This is a genomic window from Pseudomonas sp. 21615526 (assembly GCF_013386245.1).
GTDB lineage: Bacteria > Pseudomonadota > Gammaproteobacteria > Pseudomonadales > Pseudomonadaceae > Aquipseudomonas.
In genome coordinates this window covers 1-4,716 of record NZ_JACAOM010000168.1, presented here as the reverse complement: position 1 = coordinate 4,716, position 4,716 = coordinate 1, and the positions used below count along the sequence as shown (strand labels likewise).

The 4,716-nt window shown below is 60.1% G+C and carries 4 protein-coding genes; all 4 read left to right on the top strand.

What is annotated here, in order from left to right; genetic code table 11:
- Nucleotides 1-314: 314 nt before the first annotated feature.
- Entirely contained in the window at nucleotides 315-1,475 is a 1,161-nt protein-coding gene (locus HX786_RS29960) for a PotD/PotF family extracellular solute-binding protein (protein ID WP_178912993.1), read from the top strand.
- Nucleotides 1,476-1,584: 109 nt separating this feature from the next.
- Nucleotides 1,585-2,520 carry an ABC transporter permease gene (locus tag HX786_RS29955; protein ID WP_008430156.1) on the top strand — a complete coding sequence of 312 codons (936 nt, stop codon included), beginning with the start codon at nucleotides 1,585-1,587 and terminating at the stop codon, nucleotides 2,518-2,520.
- A gap of 28 nt (nucleotides 2,521-2,548) precedes the next feature.
- On the top strand, nucleotides 2,549-3,340 hold the full coding sequence (locus HX786_RS29950) for an ABC transporter permease (protein ID WP_008430153.1): 792 nt from the start codon (nucleotides 2,549-2,551) through the stop codon (nucleotides 3,338-3,340).
- 5 nt (nucleotides 3,341-3,345) lie between these two features.
- Nucleotides 3,346-4,413 (top strand): ABC transporter ATP-binding protein, encoded by a 1,068-nt coding sequence (locus HX786_RS29945; RefSeq protein ID WP_008430152.1) that lies wholly within the window; start codon nucleotides 3,346-3,348, stop codon nucleotides 4,411-4,413.
- Nucleotides 4,414-4,716 lie beyond the last annotated feature (303 nt).

Here is a 4,716-nt window from a genome sequence, read left to right as displayed (position 1 = left end):
AAATTGAGCCCCCCGCCTCCCCGCTCAATACTCAACCCATGAAAACAACAAGCCGAGCCTATCAAGCGCTGGGCGCACCGCTTCAGGCCCGCAACACCCTGCAGCCCGGAATAAGCGTGCGTCGCCCCGCCAAGGAAGAGTCAATCGGAACAGTGGAGGCCTTACCACCCTCCCCAGCAGCATGGAATCAATGCTGGCCATAACACTGCCGATCCAACTGACTGCATACAAAAGGACGCACCTGGCATCGACACCAGGCCCATGCCTTGCAAGTCGCTCAACATTTGCACCCACCACCCAGGCAGGAACTCGAAATGAAAAAAGAAATAGAGACGGGTTATGGTTTGACCGGCATTAACTTCAATTCCCTCAGCTTGAAACGACGCTCGTTCCTGCTGGGCGCTGCCGCCTCTGCCGCAGGCTTGTACCTCGGCTCGTTCGTGCCCAGCGCATTTGCCGCCACCACCGGGCACCTGGAAATCCTCGGCTGGGAAGGCGAAACCGGCGACGCCGAACTCGCCGACTGGCGCAAGCAACGCAACGTTACCGTGCGCTCCAGTTATGCCAGCAACCAGGACGACATCACCGCCCGGCTGGCAGGCTCCGATCCAGTGCAGCTCGACCTGACCATGTACGCCTTGGGCTACGAAAAGATCTATCAGGAAATGGGCCTGCTCAAGGCCATCGACACCACGAAGATCCCCAACTATTCCGCCGACAATACCCTCGCGCTGTTCTACAAGGGCAGCCGTTGGTACTGGAACGGCAAGCAATGGGGCATCCCGTTGCTGTGGGGGATGAACACCATCATCTACAACCCCAAGAACGTCAAAAAGCCCACCCAATACACCGACCTGCTGGACCCCAAGCTCAAGGGCAAGTTGACCTTTGTCGATGACGGCACCTCGAACTGGTCGCTGATCGCAACTATCGCCGGCTACGGCGACAAGTACCCCAACCTGACCCGCGCCGAATTCAACGACGCCTTTGAAAAACTCAAGCCGTACCGTGATCAGTGCCGCGTGTTCGCGGCCTCGTCGGGTGACGCGGTATCGCTGCTGGTATCGGGTGAAGTGGACGCGGTGTTCTCGGCCTCCGCCAACACCCCGAGCGAAACCATCAAGCGTGGCGTGACCACTGCCCTGTCGGTGCCCAGCGAAGGCGCAGCGCTGTGGTGCGATGCGTTGTTCATCCCGAAAACCGCCAAGGATATTCCCCTGGCCCTGGAGTTCATCAACAAGACCCTGGAGCCCGATACCCAGGCCAAGATGGCAACCACGATGTTCTCCGGCGTGGTCAACCCCAAGGCCGTGCCGCTGCTGCCGGAGGACCTGAGAAACACCTTTGACTACGCGAACCTCGACAGCTTCTTCGAGAAATCCAAACTCTATGGCCAACCGCCCCTGAGCTCCGAAAAGTATGTGACCTATGCGGAATGGATCGATCAGTGGGCGAACTTCAAAGGCTCGTTCTAGAGCGCTTGGCACGCCGGCGCTGGCAACCGTGGGGTGGGTGTTCATCAACACGCGCCCCACGGGTCAACGCGCCCTGACTCTCGAATAAAAACGCAAAGGCAACCTCATCATGACCGTAGTCAACAACACCGAGTCCATGCCCCTGGACGACGGCGATTCAAGGGTCGGTAAACACGTGAAGATGGATAAGAGAACCCTCAGCGGGTATTGGCTGGCGTCGCCGCCGTTGCTGTTTCTGGTGGTGTTCTTTCTGGTTCCGTCGGCACTGTTGCTGATTGCCAGTTTCTGGACCGCCAAGACCTTCAGCATGGAGCCCGCCGCCACCCTGGCCAACTATGCCAAGGCCCTGAGCGCCAGCGGGTTTTATGACTCGCTGTGGATCGCCCTGCAAAACGGCTTCTGGACCGCCCTGCTCTCCACCGTGATCAGTGCGCCGGTGGCCTATTACATCGTGTACCGCACACGCTCCAACGCCGTGTTGTACCTGGCGTTGGTGTCGTGGTTTTCCAGTTACCTGGTACGGGTCTACGCATGGCGCTCGATCCTGGGCACCAACGGCGTGATCAACTCCACCCTGCTGCACTTCGGCCTGATCGACCAGCCGCTGGAGTGGCTGGTGTTCAGCAAGTTCGCCGTGGTGCTGACCCTGGTGCACATCATGCTGCCTTTCACTCTGTTGCTGCTGGTGTCGGGCCTGCGGGACATCAAGAAGGACTACCTGGAGGCCGCTGCCGACCTGGGCGCCGGCGGTGTCACCATTCTGTGGCGGGTGATCATGCCGATGGCCCACAAGAGCATCGTCAGCTCCTTCATGTTCACCTTCGTGCTGGCCGCCAGCGACTACGTCACCCCGCAACTGCTGGGCGGCCGGGATGCGATGACCACCGGGCTGGTGATCGCCAACCAGTTCCGCTCGGTAGGTAACTGGCCACTCGGTGCGGCGATGGCTTATCTGCTGTTGATCGTGTTCATGCTGGTGTACGCGTTGCTGCTGGGGGTGTTGCGCGCAGCCAACCTGGCACCCGGCAAGCGTTACCACGACTGACTGCCGCTCATAAAAAAGGTAACTCGCCATGATCCGGTTATTCACTTACGTCTACATGTTGTTCCTCTACGCGCCCATCGCGATTATCGCGCTGTTCAGCTTTCACTCGTCCGCCTCGCTGTCGTTCCCGTTCGAGGGTTTTTCCACGCGCTGGTACGAGGCGCTGTTCAGCAGTTCAGACTTCATGACAGCCCTGACCAACAGTGCGATCGTCGCCGCCGGTTCGGCGATTCTCACCACGCTGCTGGGCACGTTCTCGGCCCTGGCGCTGATGCGCATGAAAGGCCGGGTGAAAGCGGTGTTCGCGTTCATGAACTTCGCCCCCATCGCCTTGCCCGGTTTATTTTTGGGGATTGCACTGGTGATTTTCTTCTCACTGGTCGGCCTGCCCCGCTCGCTGCTGACGGTGATCATCGGCCACACCCTGTTCACCTTTCCGTTCTTCGTGGAGTCGGTGCGCTCACGGCTGGAGTATTTCGACCTGTCGTTCGAGGAGGCCGCGCGTGACCTCGGCGCCTCGCCCCTCAAAGCGTTCTGGCTGGTGACGCTGCCGATCATCGGGCCAACCATCGCCGGCGCCGCGATCCTCGCGGTGGCGCTGTCGATGGATGAATTCCTGATCACCGTGTTCGTCACCGGCAGCGACACCACGCTGCCCCTCATGATTCTTTCGATGATGCGCCGCGCCGTCAGCCCCACCATCAATGCCGCCTCGGTATTCATGCTGGTGGTGACCATCGCCATCATCGCCATTGCCGGCCTGGTCATGACCTTGCGTCGTCGCCGCCTCGAACTTGAACGTGCTGAAACTGCAGAGTAATCACCATGACCAACAGTATTGAACTGACCGGAATTTCCAAGAGCTACGGCAACCTCACTGCCCTGGGCAAAGTCGACCTCACGGTAAAACGCAACGAGATCCTGACCCTGCTCGGCCCCAGTGGCTGCGGCAAGACCACCCTGATGCGGATCATTGCCGGCTTCGAAGAGCCCACCACCGGCAAAGTGGTGATCGACGGCAAGGACTCCACCGCCCTGGCGCCTGAACACCGCCCGGTGAATATGGTGTTCCAGAAGTACGCGCTGTTCCCGCACCTGGACGTGTTCGACAACGTGGCCTTCGGGTTGCGTTTGAAGAAGAAGCCCAAGGATGAGATCAAGCGTGAAGTGAACAAGGCGCTGGAACTGGTGCAACTGGAAAGCTTCAAGAGCCGCTGGATCTCCGAGCTCAGTGGCGGGCAGGCGCAACGTGTGGCCCTGGCCCGCGCGCTGGTGAATCGCCCGGCGGTGTTGCTGCTGGACGAGCCGCTGGCGGCCCTGGACCTGAAGATTCGCCATCACATGCTTAACGAGATCAAGCGCATCCACGAAGAGACTTCCACCACGTTTGTGTATGTGACTCACGACCAGGACGAAGCGATGATCTTGTCGGACCGTGTGGTATTGCTGAACAAGGGTGGCATCGAGCAGATCGGCGGGCCGCAGGAGATGTATTGGTCGCCGCGCACGTTGTTTGCCGCCAGGTTTTTCGGCGATACCAATATCGTCAACGGCACGTATGGGCTCGGTGGCGTGGTCGAGTTGCCGTTTGGGCGTTATGCCCACACCGCTAAAAGCGGCGTGGGTGCAGGGCCGGTGAATGTGTCGATCCGGCCTGAAACCATCGGCCTTGAGCCGGCTCTGGGCGCCGCACTGGCCGACGGTGCGTTTGCCGGGAAGGTCAAGGACACTTCGTTTATCGGTAATCGGGTGATCTACCGCGTGGAGGTGGCCGGTGGCACGCTTGATCTCAAATGCCAGCAACTGCCGACTCCCGGCAGCCACGCACTGCCGCCGGGTACGAACGTGGCGTTGACCTGCAAACCGGAAAGCTTTGTGGTGATTCCGGTCTGAAGGGGTTGAACATGGGGCCTGGCTGAAGCAGCCGAGGTTCATTTTTACGCTGGATCATGCGCTCTTTCACGGGAGGCTGGTCTGGCGTTTTTTTTGCCCGGGGGGAAGAGAGTAATGGTCGGTTTTATTGAGCGGGAAGTGGGCCCTCCGGTAAGTCTAGATTTACCGGGGGCCCGTGCCGGGCTGACCATCTCATTAGGGCTCTGCCCCGCCTGTCGGCGCCTCGCCTAGGCTCGGCGTTCCCTCACTCCGGCACCGCGAAGCGGGCCATCCATGGCCCGGTGCGGCTAAACCGGCGTCCTG

What these genes read in the sequence shown, in the direction of transcription:
- HX786_RS29945 (WP_008430152.1), top strand. Translation starts at nt 3,346, where the DNA reads ATGACCAACAGTATTGAACTGACCGGAATTTCCAAGAGCTACGGCAAC.
- HX786_RS29955 (WP_008430156.1), top strand. Translation starts at nt 1,585, where the DNA reads ATGACCGTAGTCAACAACACCGAGTCCATGCCCCTGGACGACGGCGAT.
- HX786_RS29950 (WP_008430153.1), top strand. Translation starts at nt 2,549, where the DNA reads ATGATCCGGTTATTCACTTACGTCTACATGTTGTTCCTCTACGCGCCC.
- HX786_RS29960 (WP_178912993.1), top strand. Translation starts at nt 315, where the DNA reads ATGAAAAAAGAAATAGAGACGGGTTATGGTTTGACCGGCATTAACTTC.